This is a genomic window from Streptomyces novaecaesareae (genome assembly GCF_000716875.1).
Lineage (GTDB): Bacteria > Actinomycetota > Actinomycetes > Streptomycetales > Streptomycetaceae > Kitasatospora > Kitasatospora novaecaesareae.
Window position 1 is genome coordinate 1 of sequence record NZ_JNWQ01000078.1, and the last position, 19,195, is coordinate 19,195.

Below are 19,195 nucleotides of genomic sequence, written 5' to 3' on the forward strand. Positions count from 1 at the left end.
GTGTGGGCGGGGGCCGGGGCTGCGGCGGGGTGCGGGGTGGCAGCGGTTTGCGGGGCGGGTTGCGGGTCGGGGACGAACGCCAGGCCGCCGACGGTCGCCACCCGGGGCGGCGGGACGCGGTCGGGCCGGGGCACGGCGGTGGTGCGCAGCAGGCAGTCGTAGGCGTCGACGAGTTCGGGGCCGGGGTCGATGCCGAGTTCGTCGGCCAGGGCGCGGCGGGTGCGGTGGAACCAGTCCAGTGCCTCCGAGCGCCGCCCGGCGCGGCCGAGCGCCAGCATGAGTGCGGCGACCAGGGGTTCGCGCAGCGGGTTCATGGTGGCTTCGGTGGACAGCACGCCGGCTGCCGAGCCGTGGTCGCCGAGTCCGCTGTGGGCGCGGGCGAGTTCCTCGACGGCCGCGAGTCGCAGTTCCTCCAGTGCGTGGGCGGCGCACTGCAGCGGCACGCTGGGGGCGGTGCCGGCGAGGGCGGGGCCGCGCCACAGGGCGAGTGCCTCGCGCAGGGCCTCGACCGCCTCGGCGGCGTCGGGCAGGGAGCGGGCGGTGCGCACCAGGTGTGCGAAGCGGTCGGTGTCCACCGCGAGTTCGGGGACGCGCAGCAGGTAGGCGCCGCCGTCGGTGACGAGTTCGACGCCGACGGCGGGGGCGTCGTGTTCGGCGAGCAGCGCGCGCAGGCCCGACACGTGGTTGTGGATGACGGTGCGTGAGTGCCGGGGCGGTTCCTCGTCCCACAGCGTCTCGGTGAGCCGGTCCACGGTGACGGGTGCGCCGGGGTTGAGCAGCAGCATGGCCAGCAGGCTGCGGCGTTTGGCGGAGCCGACGGGTAGCTCCCGGCCGTCCGCGGCCACTGCGGCCACCGAGCCCAGCAATCGGAAATCCAAGACCCGCCCCCCATTTAATGCGACAAGCATATGACAGTAGGCGACTCGCCGATCACAGGGCGTCGCCTGGGTGGCGCCCCGGTGACCGGCGGACGACGGACGGCCGCCTCGGGGCTCCGTCGACGTGCCTGCCCGGACGACCGGAGCATGCACGGTGATCCGTCCCGGCCGCCAGTGGTCACGGGCAGTCAGGGACGCTGGAACGCCCGGGCAGGCCCTGACCAGGACGGATGCCGGGCCCCTGGAACGCGCGGCTGGGACGCGGGGGGATTCGTCGGGACAGCCGGTGACCACCAGAGTGACTCCTCCCCCGGCTGGCGCCGGGGGCTTCTCGCTAAGCCCGGTTGGCGTTGCGACGGGCCAGCCCGGCCCGTAGGACGTTGATGGCGCCCACCGTGTCGGCGTGGGCCATGTGACCGCAGGCGACACAGTGGAAGGTCTCCTGTGTGGGCCGGTTCTCCTTGGCGATGTGCCCGCATTCGGGGCAGGCCCGGGAGGTATTGCGGGGGTCCACGGCGATCACTTCCCTACCGGCGCTTTCAGCCTTGTTGGTGAGGATCGTCAAGAACACCCCCCATCCGGCATCATTGATCGACTTGTTCAGCCCGGCCTTGGCCGCCGCACCGTTGGGCAGGAACAACCCCAGCTGGTCCGGGTCGGGCTTGGGTGCGGGGGTGCGCACCATGTTGCGGATCTTAAGGTCTTCGTGCGCGATGAAATCATGCGACCGGACCAGCCAAAGGGCAGTCTTGTGGGCGTGGTCGAGGCGCTGACGGCGGATCTTGCCGTGCAGCTTGGAGACCTTCTCCACTGCTCGCTCATGGTTCCGGGTGCGCTTTCCCCTGCAGATGCGGGGGAACCGCGTGAGGGCCCGTTGGGCAGCTTCGAGCTTCGCGGCGGCGTTGCGGCCGTGGCGAGGGTTGGGAACGAACTCGCCGCCCGAGTCGGCGAGGAAGTTCGCTATACCCAAGTCGATGCCGACCACGCTGCCCGTCACGGGAAGCGGCTCAGGCCGCTCCCGCTCGGCGATCAGCACGACGAACCACTTCCGGCCCTCACGCTTGACACTGACTGTCTTGATCTTGCCGACCACCACCCGGTGCTGGTTCACACGGACGTGGCCGACGCCCTGGAAGCGGACGCGGGTGACTGGGTCGTGCGGGGTGGAGTTCCACCGGCAGCCGTCTCCGTCTTTCGGGAACTCGACCGTGTCGAACCAGTTGAGGCCCCGGAACCTGGGGTAGCCCGGTGTGTCACCGGACTTGATTCGGCGGAAAAACGCGGCGAACGCCTTGTCCAACCGACGAAGCGTGGCCTGCTGGGAGGAGAATGACCAGCGCCCCTGCCTCTCCGGGTCGAACGCCCGGATCTCCTTCAGCTGCGCCGACTGATCCCCGTACCGGACCGTGGTCCTGGAGACGTGCCGGTAGGCGTCACGTCGTTCCTGCAACGCCCCGTTGTACAGCGAGCAGTGATCCTGCAGCATCTCCGCGAGTGCCTGCGCCTGGCCCACAGTGGGTCGCATGAGGAACTTGTACGCACGAATCACCCGCTCCCCTTTCGCCCTTTCGGTTCCGTAATCACCATGCCACAGGCCACTGACAGGAGCCGCTGGCGGACGAGCGCATCTTCTCGTTCAACGAGCATGCCGGTGCCGAAGGCTGACGGATCGCAAGGCGGGCCGACCGGCGGAAGTGGCCCCACGGTTACTTCCGCCGGTTGTTCCGCCTGGTCAGCGGGCACGGCAGATGGTCGAATCGCTCCGTACACCCGGGCCTGGGCGCCCCCGGCCCGGGCCCGCGTCCGACTCCCCGGGGAGACCCATGTCCCGTCCGTCCCGCCGCAAGCTCGCCTACGGGGGCGTGGCCGTCGCCACGCTCGCCATCTCCTGCGGCACCATCACGCCCAGCAGCGCGGCGGGCCAGGTCCTGTGGACCCCGAGCACCAGCAAGGGGGCGTCCTCCTTCGCCTCCGTGCAGTGCGCCTCCGGCAACTTCAAGGTCGTCAACGACGCCGCCAAGGGCAAGGTGTGGCGGGCCTACCAGGCCGCCGGGCAGGAGCGCTGCGAGACGCTCAGCCCGGACCTGAAGAACGGCGACACCTTCTACCTGGGCTGGTCGTCCAAGGTGGACATCAAGGACGCCAACAGCCGCTACGTGTTCCAGCTCAAGTGCGACCCGAGCACCGACACGGCCAACCACCCGATCGAGATCGACGCCACCGACGGGCGCATCAGGTTGCAGGAGTGGGACACCCAGCACGTGTCGCACACGCTGTGGACCGCGCCGACGGCCAACGGCCAGTGGCACTCGTACGCGCTGAAGATCCGCCTGGGGCGGACGGACGGCACCATCGACTTCTGGTTCGACGGCAAGAAGCAGACCTTCACCACCGGGTCGGGCACGTTCAAGGGCACCACCTGGGACGGCAACCGGAACTACCTCAAGTGGGGCTCGTACCACCCCTCTTCGGGGGATGCGACGAACACCTTCACCAGCCCGGTGATGGCCACCACCCTGGAGGCCGCCACCGCCGGCTCGTAGAGCGCTTCGCCGACACGACGCAGGCCCGGACCGCGTGGGGCGGTCCGGGCCTGCGGGCGTTTCAGATGTCGCCGAACTCGCCGCTGCGGACAGCGGAGACGAACGACTTCCAGGCCTCGGCCGGGAAGACCAGGGCCGGGCCCTGAGGGTCCTTGGAGTCACGGACGGGCATTAGCTCAAGAGAGCCGCGCGCAACCTCAAGGCAGTCCCCGCCTTGTTGGCTGTACGTCGATTTCACCCACGAAGCGGTAGTCAAGTCGAGATCAGCCATGAGAGTCCCTCCGCGCATGGAGTATCAGTTCGAGAGTCGCCGACTCGGCCAGCGCCCCTACCTGGAGGCGATCGTATCTCCTGCGCCAGTCACGGAGCCGGTCGTCATCTCGTTCGACGTGCCCTCGCCCCTCGGATTCAGAGTAGCCAAACAGAGAGCCGTCGGGGAGTGTCAGCAGACGCATGGGCAGGGCGAACGGCCTGTGCTCCCCCATGCTGAACGGCGCCACCTGAAGGACCACGCGCCCCTGTTCATAGAGCTGTTCAAGTTGCTCAAGCTGCTCCCGCATGACCTCCGGGCCACCGATGATCCGTCGGAGACAACTCTCGTCCAGTACGGCGTGGATGAGCGGCGGATCTCGTCGGGCCAGGGCTTCCTGTCGCGCGAGCAGAAAGGCAAGTCTCTCTTCTGCCTGCTTGGGGGTGATGTCCCTTCGGCGGACGTCCGCCCTTGCCAGGGCCGCTGCGTAGGACTTCGTTTGAAGCAAGCCGGGGATGACGCCGAGTTCGAAGAGCCGGATCTCACGGGCTCGCGTCTCATTGGCTGCGTACTCCGGAAAGCCCTCCAGCAATGCCGAGTGCTTGGCCTGGAGCCACATCAGCAGGAGAGTTCCGCCCGTCTCCAGCACTCGATCGGCATCACGTGCGAACTTCTCGCTTGGCGGGGTCCGGTCGGGCGGAGCAAGTTCGGCATAGGAGACGTAGGAGGGATCGACCCCCACGAGCCTCGCCAGCTGGGCCTGCGTGAGGCCAGCAGCCTTTCGTGACCTGCGAAGTTGCACCCCGAAGGGCGCCCACGGACCTGATGTTGGATCAAGTTCCTTGAGATTCATTGATCTTCACCTACTTGCCGAGCACTGACTTCAAGCTTCAGATCTGGTTCCGATCGTAGGGGCAACCACGCCACCATGGCTACACCTGGTGATTCACCGGAAGCGCAGCGCAACCTACGGAGACCCCCATGCCTGACGCTCAGACCCCCAACCCCTGCTTCCAACTCAACGAGGTGGTACAGGACTTCAGCCGCCCCGAGGACGGGAAGCCGCGCGAGGGCGTCTTCGTGGAGGCGGAGTTCGGGAAGGCGGTGCTCCGACCTTTGGGGGCGACCGGTCCCGAGCGGCGGGTCGACCTGGGCATGATCCGGTCGCTCGACCCGAGGGAGACCGCGCCCGGCACCTGCGGGAAGCCGCGCCGCCGGCCGTTCGACGGCTGGCCACTGTGACCGCCGAATTCCTCACCCCTGGAGCAGAGTTGAACAGGACCCGCCTCATGAGCAGGCCCCCCGGTCGCCGATCCGTCCACCAGGTCCTCGTCCTACTTGAACACCCCGACGAGCCGGACGAGTTCTCCGTCCTCCTCGTCGACCCCGTCCACCGGAACGGGCTGGCCCTGCCCGGCGGCAGCGCCGAGCAGGACGAGCTGCCGCACCTCGCGGCCCGCCGGCACCTGGAGACGGAGACCGGGCTCGTCCTGTCCCTGCGCACCATCCTCTCGGTGGACTACACGCCCGCGGCCGAGTTCCCCGAGGGCCTCAACTTCGTCTACGCGGGCGGGATGATCACGCCCCGACAGGCCGAGGTCGTCCGCCGGCACCAGCCGCCGGAGGAGATCCGCGGCCTCCACTGGGTGCCCCAGGGCCAGCTGCGCGAGGTCATGACGGAGGACCACTACCGGCGCGTCGAAGACGCCTGGGACGCCTGGGAACACGGCGCCGGACTCCCCCTCCTCGTCCGGGGCCGGTAGTCGGAGGCGGTGCCGTGCCCGGTCGTGATCCGCTGGGCGGCCGCCGGGTCGACGTGCACCACCCGGCCCTGGACGCGGAGAGTTCCCTCGGCGGGGTGGCGGGCCGTGTCCGCGGAGACCGCTCCGGCGGATGCGCCCGCCAGGAGAACCGCGGAGGCTCCCAGGACGATCGAGGTCTTTCGTGTCACGACAGCCACTCCTTCTGACGGCAAGCCCGGAAGCTACGAATCGACGACGCCGAGCGAGGCGAAGAACGTGGCGTCGAGCGGGTGTTCCCATGAAGCGACGGCGACGGTGGCCCCCCGCCAGGGGAAGCTCACGCACGACAGGCGACCGTCTGACGACCGGCGACGCACTGCGGCGACGACGGTGCCGCCGACCACGATCGAGGCGGGCGCCTCCTCGACGAGTTCGAGCCACTCGGGCCGGTCACCCCGCCCGAGCAGGTTCCTGACCGCGGCTTCCGTCTGGTCCCGTGCGGTCGACTGCGCGAAGACGACGACGGGCAGCGCGCGCCGACCGCCGCGCGTGTAGGAGTGGACCGTGGAGTCCGCGCCGTGGCCCGTCCCGCCGCGGATGAGCATTCCCCGGCCCTCCGCCCAACCGGGGATCCCCATTACCTGATCGGTGGTCATCCAGCTGTCCTCCCCTCCGGATCCAGCATAAGCACGGCGGCGGCCCCGGGGGGACCGCCGCCGTGAATCACGTCAGATCACGAGTGGACCGTTTCACAGGGACGGCCCGCGATCCCGACCCACGTGTTGCAGATCTGGGTCGTACCACCGAAGTCGAGGTCACCGGTGGAGTTCCACACGATGCCGTCGTTGCATTCCTCGGGGCCGGTGCCGGCGATGTCCCCGTCCTCCCAGAACGCGCCGTAGCTGCACTCGTAGCCGTTGGTGTAGGCGAAGGTGCTCCAGGTGGAGACGTGCAGGCCCGACCCGGTCACCTCGATGCAGACCTCGCCGTTGCACCCGGAGGCACTCCTCGGCATGGCGACGACGCCCGCGGTCGAACCGGTCCGGGCGCCGCCGGCCAGCTTCCGGTGGATCTTGCCGGCCAGCGGGGTGGCGAGGTACTGCGTGTTGGGCTTGATGCCCAGCCGCACGGCCTCGTCCTTGGTGAGCACCCCGCCGTGCGCCTGCACCGACGCCCTGACCGCACCCTGGTCGATGTGCGGGATCGCCTCGGACGCGTTCGCCGGCGTCGCGCACAGAGCGAGCGCCGCGGCGGCCCCCACCAGGGCCGACAGTCGCTTGACCTTCGTGGACACGAGCTTCCCCTATTCTCCCGATGGCGCCGTCTGCACCGGTCGGGTGTCCGGAGACGGACTTTAGATTCGCACATGCCTGCGATCGGAATGCCGGGATCCCGTTCGGCCGAATCACGCGGGGGACGGACCGATTCCGGGCGGACCAATCGGCCCGCAACCGACCTCCTGCGAATTCGCTGCCAATCTCCGCCAATCGGAAAAGCGGGCGGAGGGGAATGAACGGGACATTTCCCTCGACGTCCTGTCTCTGCGCACCATCCTCACGGTCGACTACGTGCCCGCGGCCGAGTTCCCCGAGGGCCTCAACTTCGTCTATGCGGGCGGGATGATCACGCCCCGACAGGCGGAGGCCGTCCGCCGGCACCAGCCGCCCGAGGAGATCCGCGGCCTCCACTGGGTGCCGCAAGCCCAGCTGCGCGAGGTCATGACGGAGGACCACTACCGGCGCGTCGAAGACGCCTGGGACGCCTGGGAACACGGCGCCGGACTCCCCCTCCTCGTCCGGGGACGGCCGCGCGGCGACGGCCGAGTCCGCGAACGGCAGGCCCTGGTTCTCGCGGAAGACGGCATCTCGGACGGCCTGCGCGACGCCGGGGTGGGTGGGGGTGTCGAGGTAGCGGGTGGTGGAGCCGAGTGGGGTGATGCCGCGTTCGGCGATGAGGCCGCGCAGGGCACACTGGAGGTTGTCGAGGCTGCCGGGCCGGTGGGGCAGGTCGAAGAAGGCGGCCAGGCCGGCGGCGGAGGAGCGGGCCTTGAGCAGATTGGTCAGCGGGTCCTGGGCGGTGGCCTTGGCCAGGTAGTAGGTGACCGGCTGGATCGCCCAGACCAGCGCCGCGTATGGGGCACCGTCATCGTGGACGGACGAGCAGAAGGCACCCGGGCCGAGGCCGAGGCCGTCGCACAGCCACTCGGGCCGCATGCTGGTGCGATAGGGGGCATGGCCGGCCCGCCGAAACGCCGGGAGGGTGGTGATGGCGGCCGTCGCTTCGAGGTGGAAGGTGTCGGCGAGGTGTTGCAGGATCGGCAGGATCGCGACGCGGGCGGCCGGTGCGTCGGCCGAGGTGGCGATGACCGGGATCAGGTCGAGGTCGGAGGTGATGTGTCCGCCGCGCCCGGTGCGCTGGTCGCCGCGGGCAAAGGACCCGGACAGCGCCACCGACATGCCGGTCATACCTTCGAATTCGTGGGTCAGTTGGTGGAGGAACAGGGGCAGGTCGCGGGATTTCACGGCGTTCCCCGGGTGTCGGCGACGGCGGTGAAGTCGGCGTACGGGCCGTGGTGGGTCTCGGCCTCGGTGAAGGCGTCCAGCGCGGCGGTCAGGAGGGGCAGGTCGCCGAGAAGATCGCGGGCGTAGTCGAGGTCCTTGATCATGTGGCGGACGGCGAAGTCCGGGTCCTCGTAGGAGCGTTCGCTGATGCGGTGGAGCTTCTGTGCGGCGAGGGCGGCCATCCAGCCGTCGGTGGTCACGATGCGGGCGGCCTCGGGGTAGTCGGCACCGAGTTGGGAGGGCAGTCGGCGGGCGAACTCCCCCGCTGCGTACAGGAGCACGGCGCCCCAGGCATTGAAGATCAGTTTGAAGCGAGCCGGGTTGCCGGGGGCTGTGAACCTGTAGCGGTTGCGGGTGAAGGCCGTCAGGGCTCGTTCGGCGGTCTCGTGCGGGGCGGGGGCATGGAGGAACGCGGCGAGGGTGCCGGCCCTTGCACCGGGGCGGGAGCCGGTGACGGGGCATTCCCAGGGGAGTCCGCCGAGGTCGGTGATCTCCTGGTGCCACTGCTCGGCCCGCTTCGGGCTGATGGTGGACAGGTCCAGGCACGCCGGGTGGTGCTCGGTGATGGCGGCGGTGAGGTGCCCCTGGGTCCAGAAGTCCCGGTTGCGGGCGTCGTTTTCGAAGCAGCCGAGGATCAGGTCCGGACGGCGGGTGGTGATCTCGGCCGGGCTCACGAGGCGGACGGCGGGGTGCGGGGCCCGGGTGAGGTGGCGGCTGGTGAGGGCAACCCGGGTGTCGGGCAGGGCTGCGAGGTGGGGCAGGATGCCCGAGGTCAGTGCCCCGTAGCCGGCGACGACGATCGACGTCGCCGGTCGGAGCGCCTGTTCGGCAGGTGTCATCACTCGTCCTTGAGGATGGTGTGGCGGATCTTGATCCAGGCCAGGGCGGCGGCGATGCCCTCCTGGAGGCTGTGCTCGGGGTTCCAGTCCAGGAGGGTGCGGGCGCGGTCGATGGCCGGGTAGGCGCCCGCGATGTCTCCGGGCCGGGCGTCGGCGAGGTGGTGGGCGAGCGGCTCGCCGGTGACGTCCTCGAACGCCCGGATCAGTTCGAACACGGTGGTGCCGTTGCCGGAGCCGAGGTTGATCGGCAGGTAACGGGGGCCGCTCTCCGGTACGACGGTGTCGAAGCGGCGCACCGCGGCGATGTGGGCGCGGGCCAGATCCTGGACATGGACGTAGTCGCGGATGCCGGAGCCGTCGCGGGTGGGCCAGTCGGTGCCGGTGACCGGGTACGGCTCGCCGGCGCGGTAGCGGTCGATCATGACGCCGAGGGCGTGGGTCGGGCGGGTGGTCTGCAGGCCGGTGCGGAGCTTGGGGTCGGCACCGATCGGGTTGAAGTACCGCAAGGTGATGACCCGTAGCGGGGAACCGCCGGTGATGTCCTCCAGAGCGCCTTCGAAGGCCGCCTTCGTGCGGGCGTACGGGGACAGCGGCTTGAGAGGTGCGTCTTCGGTGATGGCCTGACCGGAGTCGTAGATTGCCGCCGAGCCGGAGAACACGAATCGGTGGCAGCCGTTGCGCAGCAGGTGGTTGACCAGGGCCAGGCCCTTGGTGACGTTCGTGTCGTAGTAGCCGATCGGGTCGGCCACCGACTCGGGGACGACGATCCGGGCAGCGCAGCCGATGGCGGCCTCGATGTCGGGGTGGTCTCGGAAGATCCGGTCGACCAGGTCGCCGTCGGCGATGTCGCCCCGGTAGAAGGTGCGGTCGGCGACGAACTCGGGTCGCCCGGTGGACAGGTCGTCCAGGATGACGGGCTCGATGCCTTCGTCCAGGCAGGCGCTGGCGACGGTGGAGCCGATGAATCCGGCACCACCGGCGATGAGGACCTTGGTCATGTCTTCTCCCAAGTCACTTTTCGTTTCCTGGAGTTGGAAACCGGCGCGCAGCCTAGCAGCGATTAGCACGGTTGATCTCGTTTGCCCTAATCACCCTGTATGGGGTAGTTGACGGGCCGGTAGAGGCACCAGACCATCGTGGGCCGGAACTCATGGAGAACAGCAAGTCCGGCCTGGCGGACGACGTCGACCGAGCCGATGCAGCCCTCCGCCCGTCCGTCGAGAACCTGGCGCACCGCCAGGGGTTTCGCATCGACGTAGTGGCGGTCGGCGCCGCGTGCGTAGCGGTCGGCGAAGACCGCCGTCGCCGGGTGGAGGGCGACGGTGCGCGGAGCCTGCACGGCGGGCGGGACGGCAAGGCACATCGGCTTGGTCGGCGCCTCCCAGAGACCCACGAGTTCCAGCTTCCCGAGGTGGCGGAAGTGCAGGTCGACCCAGAGGTCGGAGACCTCGCCGCCCGGACTGCGACGTTCGACGAACCCGGCGGCGACCATCGCATGGCATCCGCCGGCCAGAGCGGCTTGCACGGCCAGCTCGAAGGAGGCCGCGAGCAGTACGTCGCCGAAGTGGCGCAGCGCCTCGCAGTGGGCGTCAGTGCCTTCCGGGCCCAGGGTCGCGACGACTCGGTGCGGGTCGGTCGGCGTGAGGGGGCGTGGGCCGGTGGCGTTCAGGTGGTGCGGGTGAGGGTTCATCACGGTGCGGGCCTCCATCGTGGCCGACAGGCGAGAGTCTCCGTGGCAGCTCGGCGCCGGTGAGTCGCCGAGGGGAAACAACGGACCGTGCGTTGCATGTCACGCACAGTTAGTCCTAGCCCTAATATCGTGCACGCGTGAAGCCCTGTCAATAAGGCTAGGACTAATGAGTAGATCGGCCTGACGCCGAATCACCGACCGGAAGAGAGCTCCGTGGAAAAGCCGCCCGCCCACTACCGCCAGCTTGCCGACGACCTGCGCACCGGCATCGTCAACGGCGTGTACCCGCCCGGTACGGTCCTGCCTAGGATCGCCGACCTCGCCGAGGAGTACGGCATCTCCAAGCAGACTGCCCGCGAGGCGATCGCCGTCCTCGAAGCCGAGGGCCTGGTCGAGGTCGTCCGCCGGCGCGGCACCGTCGTACGGAGCATTCCGCAGCGCCGGCGACTCTCCCGCGTCCGGCAGGTACTCCGGGACGAACGCGGCTACTACTTCGATCCCGCCGCCCGGCCCTGGGTCGCTCTGCGCAAACCCACCATCGCCTGGGCGCCGGCACCGCGCGACCTCTGCTCCCTCCTCAACTCCGCCCCCGACGCGGAGGTCCTGGTCCGGGACCGTCTCATGGGCTCCCCGGACAACCGTCAGCCCACCCAGCTCGCAACCAGCTACCTGCCCGCCGCCGTCGCGCGCGGCACCCGTCTCGCCCAAGCGGACACCGGCCCCGGCGGCATCTACGACATCCTGGAACGCGAGCTCGGATACGGGCCCCTGGCCTGGCACGAGACGATCACCTCCCGCATGCCGACCCCGGACGAGAGCACCGCCCTCCACGTCCCCAAGGGCACACCGCTGCTGCGGATCATCCGCACCGCGACGAGCCCAGACGGAACCGTCGTCGAGGTCAACGACACCCGCATGCGGGCCGACGAGTACGAGATCGGCTACCCGATCACCCGTCACCCCACGGCCGAATGGCCCGGAAACCGCCCGACCGATCCGACGGTGTAGAACGGCGGCGGCGCCCGAGGGGGCCGCCGCCGAATTCTCACTGACGGTCCGCCACATCGTTCGGCGGTGGCTACAGGAGGTCCAGCGCGTCCAGGGCGAGGTAGGCCGCGGCGGCATCGGTCAGCTCGCCGCGGCGGAGGATGCGGGTGCGGAACTCGTCCACGGGGAGGGTGACGACGTCGATGAACTCGGTGCGTTCCGGCTGCGGTTCGGCGATCTTGACGCAGTCGGTGGCGAAGAAGGCGTAGCGCCGGGCGTCGGAGTAGGCGTCGTGCCAGTACCGGCCGGCGGCGTGGACCTCGCCCTGGTAGCCGGTCTCCTCCAGCAGTTCGCGGGCGATGGCATCCACCGCTTCCTCTCCGGGTTCGATGAAGCCGCCGGGCAGTTCGTACAGCACGTGGTCGGGGCCGGGGCGGTACTGGCGGGCGAGGATGACGCGCCGGTCGGGGGTGAGGGCGAGCACGGCACCGGCCGGGCGCTCGCGCTTGAGGTAGAACTCCTCCCTCCGTCCGTCGGGCAGTTCGAAGTCGACGCGGTCGACGGACCGGCCGAACTTGCTGAAGACGGTGGTGCGTTCGAGCTCGTGCCACGACGCGGTGGGATCGGTCATGGCCGGGACTGTACGGGCCCGAGCCGCCGGTGTGGTGCGGGCCACACGAAACGGGGCCCGGCAGGGGGCTCGGGTGAGAAGGGTCACGCCACCTGCGATTTCCGGCGTCCGGGGGCGCCTGGGCCCGGGAGGACTGGGAAGGGCGTGGTTCGGCACGGGCAAAGGGCCTGTCCGGTTCGGGACTTTGGGCATGAATCCGGTCGACCTTCGGCCCGGTGGTGACCGGTCCGTACCCGGGCAACCGTGGACGGTCGCCCGGTGTGATCGGGCGGTGGCGCCGTCCGAGGTGGGCGGCGTCGACCCTGCCGTCTACCCGGCGCACGGTGCGCGTGAAAAGCGCAGCCCCGTACGCTCTGGAGGACCCCAAGCCCATGTCCCGAACGATCGACAACGCCCCGTATACCGCCTTCCACCGCAGGCTGGCCCTGGCCTGCTCGGGAGGACCACTGCTGGACGGCTACATCCTGAGCATCGTCGGCGTCGCCCTGATCGGGATGCGTCCCGACCTCGGGCTGTCCACCGCCGAGGTCAGCCTGATCGGCGCCGCCGCGCTGGTCGGTATGTTCGTCGGCGGCGCGCTGTTCGGCGTGCTGACCGACAAGATCGGCCGGGAGGTGATGTACACCGCCGACCTGCTGGTGATGGTCGCCTGCTCGGTGCTCTCCTTCTGGGTCGACTCGGTGTGGGCGATCACCCTGCTGCGCTTCGTGCTCGGTATGGCCGTGGCCGCCGACTACCCGATCGCGACCTCGCTGCTCGCCGAGTGGCTGCCCGCCAAGCACCGGGGCCGCCTGCTCGGCCAGCAGATCGTCGCCTGGTACGCCGGCTCCGTCCTCGCCTACGTGGTGGGCTACCTGTTCCTGGAGCTGGCCGGGCCGGGCAGCTGGCGGTGGATGCTGGCCAGCTCCACGGTGCTGTGCGTGGTCTTCCTGGTGATCCGTCGCGGCTCGCCGGAGTCCCCGCGCTGGCTGGCCGCCAACGGGCGGGTCGGTGACGCGGTGCGCGTGGTCGAGAAGCACCTCGGGGTGCGGGTCGACGGCCGGGAGCTGATGCCCGACCCGGCCGAGGCCGGCCGGCCCGGCGGGCTGCGCCTGCTGATGACCCCGCCCTACCGGCGCCGCACCCTGTTCTGCGGCCTGTTCTTCCTCTGCCAGGTCGGCCCGCTGTTCGCGATGCTCACCTTCGGCCCGCAGATCCTCTCCTCCTTCGGCATGCCGGGCGGCACCGTGATGGAGACCCTCGGCACCGGGCTGATCAGCCTCGTCTTCCTGCTCGGCTGCTACCCGGCGCTGCGCCTGATCGACAGCCGCGGCCGGCGCCCCGTCATCATCTGGTCCTTCGCCCTGATGACCGTCCCGCTGGCCCTGCTGGGCGTGTGGCCCACCGCCCCCGCCGCGATCGCCCTGACCGCGCTGTGCGCGTACGCCTTCCTGTGCGGCGGGCCCAACGTGCTCGACTGGACGTATCCGAATGAGCTGTTCCCGACCGAGATCCGCGCCACCGCCGTGGGCGTGGCCACCTCGGTGAGCCGGATCGGCGCGGCGGTGGGCACCTACCTGCTGCCGCTGTCGCTGACCGGGCTCGGCACCGGGCCGACCATGCTGATCGCCGCCGGCACCACGGCGCTTGGCCTGCTGGTGTGCGTGCTGTGGGCGGAGGAGACCCGGGGCACGGCGCTGGGTGCCTCGCCGGGCGCCGACCGTACGGGCAGGACGCAGGCCGTTCCGGCGCAGCGGGTTCCGCAGCCGGTGCGCTGACGGCCGCCACGTGAAGCGCCGGCCTCCCGGACGCCCCCGACGCGGGGAGCCGGGAGGCCGGCGCGCGTTCGGCGGCGGGTCAGGGATAGAGCAGGGCCGAGGCGTTGTCGCGGATGAAGTCCTGCCAGGCCGGCCGGACGGCGGGGATCCGGGACAGGGCGTGGAAGAAGACGCTGTGGACGGCCATCAACGGGCGCCAGGGGTGGGGCGGCAGGGGGTCGTCGCGTTCGACGCCGGGCGGCAGCCGGCCGATGGTGGGGCGGGCGGGGTGCTCCCGGTGGAAGGCGAGGTGGCGCCAGAAGCCGATGTCCAGCGGCGCGGCGACCACGCCGGGGGGTGTGGGCCAGGGCTCGCCGGTCTGCGGGTGGCGCGGCACCACGGCGATGTCGGGGAGGCGTTCGGGCAGGGGAACCCCTGGCCCGGCCAGGACCGTGTGCTTGGCCGGGCGCCCCTGCGGGAGGGCGGCGAGGAAGCGGCGGAAGGCCTCGGCGAGGGGTCGGTCGACGGTGACGGGCGAGCCGTCCGCCGCGGCAACCAGGTGGGCGAGCGTCACGGAGGCCTCCGCCTCCCAGCGCGGGTCCCACTCCCCCGTCAGGTCCAGCAGCGGGGTGCCGCACCGCTCCTCGGCGAGCTCCGCCCAGTCGGCGACCGGACGGGCGGGGCCCGCGGGGACGGGACGCACCGCGGTCGGCTCCAGCCAGGTGGCCTGCCAAAGCGAGCAGTCGTCGATCCGGGTGGCCACCTTGCGGCCGCAGCCGGCGCAGGTGACGTTGGGGCCGTTGCGGCCGTCGATGCCGCAGCAGGCGCCGTACTCGCGCCGCTGGACCAGGGCGGTGCCGACGGCGTCACCGGGGGCGATCACGATCGAGCGGGCCGTCAGGACGGGGTCCTCGTCGACGGCGTAGGTGCCCGACTCCATCAGGACGGGCATCGGATGGCCGTTGCCGTAGCCGTGGCCGGCGTAGAGGGGGAAGGCGACCCGGGACAGCGGCGCGGTCAGTGCGGCACCGCACCCCTCGCACTCGAAGACCTCCACAGGCGCGCTCCCCCCTGCAGTCCGGGCCGGTACCGGCTGGTGAGTATCGCGGGCAGGGCGGGCGGAGGCCAACAATTTTCCTGCGCCAGGTCGCCGCGTTCGCGCCGGGCCGGACGGTCGGGCCTGCGCCCGTGCCCGGCGGCTTTGTCAAGCCCGCACCGGAGCCGGCCGTGCGGCAGTAGCCTCGGCCTCTCAACGACCGTACCGACACGGAGAATTGGAGACGACGGTGACCGATGGGAAGCCCGCGGACGACGCAGGAGCCGGGGTGGAGGGCGGTCCGCTGCACGAGCGGGAGGCCGAGATCCGCTCGGCGGGCCGGGCGGTCGAGGCGCTCACCCGTCCCGACGGCGCCGGGGTCGGGGAGCTGCTGCTCTACACGGGCGCGGCCGGGCTGGGCAAGACCGCGGTGCTGACACAGGTGCGGCGGGCGGCGCGGCGGGCGGGCTGCACGGTGCTGTTCGCCCGGGGCGGGCAGCGGCAGTGCCACGAGCCGTTCCACGTGGTGCGCCAGCTGGTGCGCCCGGTGCTGGCGGCGCTGTCCGACCAGGAGCGGGCGCGGGTCTTCGGGCCGTGGGAGGACGTCGTCGGCCCGGCGGCCGGGCTGCTGCCGCCGCGCGGGCAGCTCGATCCGCAGGGGGTGCGGGACGGGCTGGACTTCGTCCTCACCCGCCTCGTGCAGTTGCGCTCCCCGGTGGCCGTGATCGTCGACGACCTGCACTGGGCCGACCCGGAGTCGCTGGGCTGGCTGGCGGGCTTCGCGGTCCGCGCCCGGGAGCTGCCGGCCCTGCTGGTGCTCGCCTGCCGCGACGAGTTCCCCGACGACGCCCTGGCGCTGCAGCGCGGCCTGGCCGGGCGGGCCGACCGCCGGCACGAGCTGCGCCCGCTCCAGCCCGCCTCGGTCGCCCACCTGGTCCGCGCGGCCCTGGGGGCGGCGGCCGAGGACGCCTTCTGCCGCCACGTCTGGGCGGTCACCGGCGGGAACCCGTACGAGACCGCCGCCCTGCTGCGCGAGGTGGCCGACCAGCGGCTCGACCCGGTCGAGGAGAGCACCGGCCAGCTGCGCGAACTCGCCGCCACCGCCCGGGGGATGACGCCGCGGCACTGGCTGGAGCGGCTCGGCCCCACCACGCTGCGCTACGCCTGGGCGGCGTCCGTGCTGGACACCGACATCCGCCCCGACCTGGCCGCCACCCTCTGCGCCCAGGGCCCGGAGACCGCCGCCCAGTCCGTGCGGGAGCTGCGCCGCCACCGGGTGCTGACCGGCACCGCGGCGGGCCGGCTGGAGTTCGTCCACCCGCTGATCGCCACCTCGGTCTACCAGTCGATGCCGCCCGCCGCCCGGACCGGGATGCACGGGGTCGCCGCCGTCGAGCTGGAGAACGCCGGCCTCGGCCTGCTCGCGGCCTCCCGCCACCTGCTGGAGATCCTGCCCGACGGGGACGGCGAGATCGTCGACAAGCTGCGCCGGGCGGCCCGCGAACACCTGGCCATCGGCGCGCCCGAAGCGGCGCAGCGCTGTCTGCGCCGCGCCATCAGCGAGCCGCCCGCCGACGAGGACCGGGCCTCGGTGCTCTACGAGCTCGGCTGCTCGGCGCTGCTCACCGACCCGGCGACCACGGTCAACCAGCTGCGCCTGGCGCTCGCCGACCCGTACGGGCTGGGCCCCGGGCTGCGGGTGGACGCGGTCTTCCGGCTCGCCCAGGCCCTCGCGCACAGCAACCGGCTGGGCGAGGCCGCGGCGCTGTGTGCCGAGGAGGCCGCGCGCTGCCGGCCCGGGCCGGGGCAACTGCGGCTGGAGGTCGCCCACTTCATGTTCGGCGCGTTCCAGGGCGAGGACCCGGACGGGCCGGGGCGCTCGCGGCGGCTGGCGGAGTTCGACCGGATGCTGGGTACGGTCGGACTGGCCTTCACGGACGCCGGCACCGGCGCGGGCGGGACAGGGGCGGACGGGGCGGGGACGGCCCCGGGCGAGGCGGTGTTCGAGCGCGACGGGCTGGCCCAGGCGGTGGCCGTGCTGCGCTGCTGGGACCTCACGCTGCGCGGTGTCGACCGCGCGGAGGCGATCGCGCTGGCGGATTCCGCGCTGCCGGGCGGCCGGCTGCCCCGCGCCCTGGGCTGGACGAACACGACCTGGGGCTTCGAGCTGCCCGGGATCCTGGGCATCAGCTACCTGTACGCCGACCGGGTCGACCGGGCGGAGGAGCTGTTCGGCGAGGCGGTGCGCACCTACGAGGTCGCCGGGTGGAGCGGCGGCCACCTGGGCTTCGCCTACCTGCTGACCGGCATGCTGCGCTTTCGCTGCGGCGCGCTCGCCGCGGCGGAGGACTACCTGCGCCGGGCGCTGCGCATCGCGGGGCGGATCGGCCCGGAAACCCCGCTGCACTGGGACGCGGTGGGGGCGCTGGCCGAGACGCTGGCGGCGCGCGGCCGGCTGGAGGAGGCCCTGGAGCTGGCGCGCGAGCACGCGTTCGGGCCGCCGTACCCGACGGTGATGGTGCTGCCCGACGCCCCGACGCTGTACGGGCGCCTGCTGCTGGCCCGGGGCGACGCGGCGGGCGCGGCGAAGACGCTGGCCGCCGCCGGGGCGGCCCTGGACGCGCGCGGGTGGCGCAACACGGTGTGGGCGCCGTGGCTGGGCCACTTGGCGCGGGCGGTGGCCGACGTGCAGCCGCAGCGGGCCCGTGCCCTGGCCGCGGAGGCGGTGCGCCGGGCGCGGGAGTCGGGGACGGACTCGGCGGTCGGCAGTGCGCTGCGGCTGTGTGCCGGGGTGCACGAGCGGGAGCGGGCGGCCGAGTTGCTGGCGGAGGCGGTCGGTTTCCTGGAGCGTTCGCCGGCCCGTTACGAGCACGCGCTCGCCCTGGTCGACCTGGGGGAGGTGCTGGGCGGCGCGGCGGGCGGCCGCGACGCGCTGGCCCGGGGGCTGGAGCTGGCCGTCCGGTGCGACGCCGACGGCCTGGCGGACCGGGCGCGCGGGCTGCTGGGTGCGGGCGGTTGAGCACGGGCGGGCGGTACGGGCGGGCGGTGCGGGCCGGGTGGGGGCCCCTTGCAAGTGACAAGCGCGTGCAACTATCTTTAGGGGCATAAGTTGCAGCTGCAATCAGTTGCGGGTGCGCCCCCCGCCCTGGCGCCGCCGACCCGCCGCCGACCCCACCGGGAGTCCGACATGAGCACCACTCTCTTCACCCCCTACACCCTGCGGGAGCTCACCGCCCCCAACCGGGTCTGGATGCCCCCGATGTGCCAGTACAGCGCGGCGCCGGCCGGCGAGGCCGCCGGAGTCCCGACGGACTGGCACTTCACCCACCTGGCGGCGCGGGCCGCGGGCGGCACCGGGCTGATCATCGCGGAGGCCACCGCCGTCAGCCCCGAGGGGCGCATCAGCCCGTACGACCTCGGGCTCTGGAACGACACCCAGACCGAGGCCTTCCGGCGGATCACCGCCTTCCTGAAGTCGCAGGGCACCGTCCCGGTGATCCAGCTCGGCCACGCCGGGCGCAAGGCCTCCACCGAGCGGCCCTGGATCGAGCGCGGGCGCGCCCTCGCCCCCGACGAGGAGCACGGCTGGACGCCGGTCGGCGCCAGCCCCCTGCCCTTCTCCCCCGAGCACACCACGCCCGAAGAACTGACCGTCGATCAGATCGCCGACATCGTACGGAAGTTCGCCGACGCCGCCCGCCGCGCGCTCGACGCCGGCTTCCAGGCCGTCGAGATCCACGGCGCCCACGGCTACCTGGTCCACCAGTTCCTCTCCCCCCACACCAACCGCCGCACCGACGCCTACGGCGGCTCCTTCGAGAACCGCATCCGCTTCGCACTGGAGGTCGTCGACGCCGTACGCGCGGTGTGGCCCGAGGAACTGCCGCTGTTCTTCCGCGTCTCCGCGACCGACTGGCTCACCGAGAACCCCGAGGACGACCGCGAGGGCTGGACCTCGCAGGACACCGTCCGCCTCGCCAAGGAACTCCAGGCACACGGCGTGGACCTGCTCGACGTCTCCACCGGCGGCCTCGTCCCCGACGCCCGGATCGAGGCCGCGCCCGGCTTCCAGGTGCCCTTCGCCGAGGCCGTGCGCAACGAGGCCGGCCTGCCCGTGGCCGCCGTCGGCCTGATCACCGACCCCGCCCAGGCCCAGGCCGTCCTCACCGAGGGCCGCGCCGACGCCGTCCTGCTCGGCCGCGAGCTGCTGCGCAACCCGTACTGGGCCCGCCACGCCGCCGCCGCGCTCGACGGCGAGGTCCCCTCCCCCGTCCAGTACCACCGCGCCTGACGCCCCGGCAC

At 71.8% G+C, this 19,195-nt stretch carries 18 protein-coding genes; 7 read left to right on the forward strand and 11 right to left on the reverse strand.

Translation table 11 applies throughout. The annotated features are described in order from the left end of the window. A partial coding sequence (locus tag OP86_RS25340; protein ID WP_167344231.1) for an AfsR/SARP family transcriptional regulator occupies nt 1-878 on the reverse strand: 878 nt, incomplete at its 3' end. Nucleotides 879-1,212: 334 nt separating this feature from the next. Beyond that, complete coding sequence (locus OP86_RS25345; RefSeq protein ID WP_030061774.1) at nt 1,213-2,427, reverse strand: RNA-guided endonuclease InsQ/TnpB family protein; 1,215 nt, start codon at nt 2,425-2,427, stop codon at nt 1,213-1,215. 274 nt (nt 2,428-2,701) lie between these two features. Between OP86_RS25345 and OP86_RS25350 the strand changes: the two genes are divergently transcribed. Beyond that, nucleotides 2,702-3,421, forward strand: a complete 720-nt coding sequence (locus tag OP86_RS25350; RefSeq protein WP_030061773.1) for a heparin lyase I family protein — start codon at nt 2,702-2,704, stop codon at nt 3,419-3,421. A gap of 61 nt (nt 3,422-3,482) precedes the next feature. On the opposite strand, the gene OP86_RS25355 is transcribed toward OP86_RS25350, so the two are convergent. Both OP86_RS25355 and OP86_RS25360 read right to left on the reverse strand, forming a co-directional pair. Further along, a complete protein-coding gene (locus OP86_RS25355) occupies nt 3,483-3,710 on the reverse strand; it encodes a DUF397 domain-containing protein (RefSeq protein ID WP_342447795.1) in 228 nt (75 codons plus the stop codon). Continuing rightward, nucleotides 3,685-4,524 (reverse strand): helix-turn-helix domain-containing protein, encoded by an 840-nt coding sequence (locus OP86_RS25360; RefSeq protein ID WP_030061772.1) that lies wholly within the window; start codon nt 4,522-4,524, stop codon nt 3,685-3,687. The genes OP86_RS25355 and OP86_RS25360 overlap by 26 nt, the downstream gene beginning before the upstream one ends. A 128-nt stretch (nt 4,525-4,652) precedes the next feature. Between OP86_RS25360 and OP86_RS25365 the strand changes: the two genes are divergently transcribed. Then, complete coding sequence (locus OP86_RS25365) at nt 4,653-4,913, forward strand: hypothetical protein (RefSeq protein WP_030061771.1); 261 nt, start codon at nt 4,653-4,655, stop codon at nt 4,911-4,913. A 47-nt stretch (nt 4,914-4,960) separates the two neighbouring features. Next, complete coding sequence (locus tag OP86_RS33935; protein WP_051830593.1) at nt 4,961-5,434, forward strand: NUDIX domain-containing protein; 474 nt, start codon at nt 4,961-4,963, stop codon at nt 5,432-5,434. A gap of 221 nt (nt 5,435-5,655) precedes the next feature. On the opposite strand, the gene OP86_RS25375 is transcribed toward OP86_RS33935, so the two are convergent. The 5 genes from OP86_RS25375 to OP86_RS25400 all read right to left on the reverse strand — a co-directional run bounded on the left by OP86_RS25375 (nt 5,656) and on the right by OP86_RS25400 (nt 10,503). Continuing rightward, nucleotides 5,656-6,069 carry a hypothetical protein gene (locus tag OP86_RS25375; RefSeq protein WP_030061768.1) on the reverse strand — a complete coding sequence of 138 codons (414 nt, stop codon included), beginning with the start codon at nt 6,067-6,069 and terminating at the stop codon, nt 5,656-5,658. Nucleotides 6,070-6,146: 77 nt separating this feature from the next. Beyond that, nucleotides 6,147-6,707, reverse strand: a complete 561-nt coding sequence (locus OP86_RS25380) for a hypothetical protein (protein ID WP_030061767.1) — start codon at nt 6,705-6,707, stop codon at nt 6,147-6,149. A 1,224-nt stretch (nt 6,708-7,931) separates the two neighbouring features. Then, complete coding sequence (locus tag OP86_RS33940) at nt 7,932-8,813, reverse strand: NAD(P)-binding domain-containing protein (protein ID WP_051830595.1); 882 nt, start codon at nt 8,811-8,813, stop codon at nt 7,932-7,934. Next, nucleotides 8,813-9,811: a UDP-glucose 4-epimerase GalE gene (gene galE, locus OP86_RS25395; protein ID WP_033333342.1), complete on the reverse strand. Its 999-nt coding sequence runs from the start codon at nt 9,809-9,811 to the stop codon at nt 8,813-8,815. Before galE ends, OP86_RS33940 begins: the two co-directional genes overlap by 1 nt. A gap of 86 nt (nt 9,812-9,897) precedes the next feature. Next, nucleotides 9,898-10,503 carry a type 2 periplasmic-binding domain-containing protein gene (locus tag OP86_RS25400; protein WP_245231828.1) on the reverse strand — a complete coding sequence of 202 codons (606 nt, stop codon included), beginning with the start codon at nt 10,501-10,503 and terminating at the stop codon, nt 9,898-9,900. Between the two features lie 213 nt (nt 10,504-10,716). Here OP86_RS25400 and OP86_RS25405 point away from each other — a divergent pair, with 213 nt between their 5' ends. Then, nucleotides 10,717-11,511, forward strand: a complete 795-nt coding sequence (locus OP86_RS25405) for a GntR family transcriptional regulator (protein ID WP_030061761.1) — start codon at nt 10,717-10,719, stop codon at nt 11,509-11,511. Between the two features lie 70 nt (nt 11,512-11,581). On the opposite strand, the gene OP86_RS25410 is transcribed toward OP86_RS25405, so the two are convergent. Beyond that, nucleotides 11,582-12,121: an NUDIX hydrolase gene (locus OP86_RS25410; protein ID WP_030061760.1), complete on the reverse strand. Its 540-nt coding sequence runs from the start codon at nt 12,119-12,121 to the stop codon at nt 11,582-11,584. 371 nt (nt 12,122-12,492) lie between these two features. Here OP86_RS25410 and OP86_RS25415 point away from each other — a divergent pair, with 371 nt between their 5' ends. Beyond that, nucleotides 12,493-13,878, forward strand: coding sequence for an MFS transporter (locus OP86_RS25415; protein WP_051830596.1), 1,386 nt, complete (start codon nt 12,493-12,495; stop codon nt 13,876-13,878). Between the two features lie 79 nt (nt 13,879-13,957). Here the strand turns inward: OP86_RS25415 and OP86_RS25420 are convergent, their stop codons facing one another. Beyond that, on the reverse strand, nt 13,958-14,914 hold the full coding sequence (locus OP86_RS25420) for a hypothetical protein (RefSeq protein ID WP_030061758.1): 957 nt from the start codon (nt 14,912-14,914) through the stop codon (nt 13,958-13,960). A 229-nt stretch (nt 14,915-15,143) separates the two neighbouring features. Here OP86_RS25420 and OP86_RS25425 point away from each other — a divergent pair, with 229 nt between their 5' ends. Both OP86_RS25425 and OP86_RS25430 read left to right on the forward strand, forming a co-directional pair. Next, nucleotides 15,144-17,912, forward strand: a complete 2,769-nt coding sequence (locus OP86_RS25425) for an ATP-binding protein (protein ID WP_245231826.1) — start codon at nt 15,144-15,146, stop codon at nt 17,910-17,912. A gap of 168 nt (nt 17,913-18,080) precedes the next feature. Then, on the forward strand, nt 18,081-19,184 hold the full coding sequence (locus tag OP86_RS25430) for an NADH:flavin oxidoreductase/NADH oxidase (protein ID WP_033333346.1): 1,104 nt from the start codon (nt 18,081-18,083) through the stop codon (nt 19,182-19,184). The last annotated feature ends 11 nt before the right edge of the window (nt 19,185-19,195 follow it).

Bases quoted from the DNA above. Each gene is read 5' to 3' on its own strand.
- OP86_RS33935 (WP_051830593.1), top strand. From the start codon at position 4,961: ATGAGCAGGCCCCCCGGTCGCCGATCCGTCCACCAGGTCCTCGTCCTA.
- OP86_RS25350 (WP_030061773.1), top strand. From the start codon at position 2,702: ATGTCCCGTCCGTCCCGCCGCAAGCTCGCCTACGGGGGCGTGGCCGTC.
- OP86_RS33940 (WP_051830595.1), bottom strand. From the start codon at position 8,813: ATGACACCTGCCGAACAGGCGCTCCGACCGGCGACGTCGATCGTCGTC.
- OP86_RS25355 (WP_342447795.1), bottom strand. From the start codon at position 3,710: ATGCGCGGAGGGACTCTCATGGCTGATCTCGACTTGACTACCGCTTCG.
- OP86_RS25360 (WP_030061772.1), bottom strand. From the start codon at position 4,524: ATGAATCTCAAGGAACTTGATCCAACATCAGGTCCGTGGGCGCCCTTC.
- OP86_RS25410 (WP_030061760.1), bottom strand. From the start codon at position 12,121: ATGACCGATCCCACCGCGTCGTGGCACGAGCTCGAACGCACCACCGTC.
- OP86_RS25415 (WP_051830596.1), top strand. From the start codon at position 12,493: ATGTCCCGAACGATCGACAACGCCCCGTATACCGCCTTCCACCGCAGG.
- OP86_RS25375 (WP_030061768.1), bottom strand. From the start codon at position 6,069: ATGACCACCGATCAGGTAATGGGGATCCCCGGTTGGGCGGAGGGCCGG.
- OP86_RS25430 (WP_033333346.1), top strand. From the start codon at position 18,081: ATGAGCACCACTCTCTTCACCCCCTACACCCTGCGGGAGCTCACCGCC.
- galE (WP_033333342.1), bottom strand. From the start codon at position 9,811: ATGACCAAGGTCCTCATCGCCGGTGGTGCCGGATTCATCGGCTCCACC.
- OP86_RS25365 (WP_030061771.1), top strand. From the start codon at position 4,653: ATGCCTGACGCTCAGACCCCCAACCCCTGCTTCCAACTCAACGAGGTG.
- OP86_RS25400 (WP_245231828.1), bottom strand. From the start codon at position 10,503: ATGAACCCTCACCCGCACCACCTGAACGCCACCGGCCCACGCCCCCTC.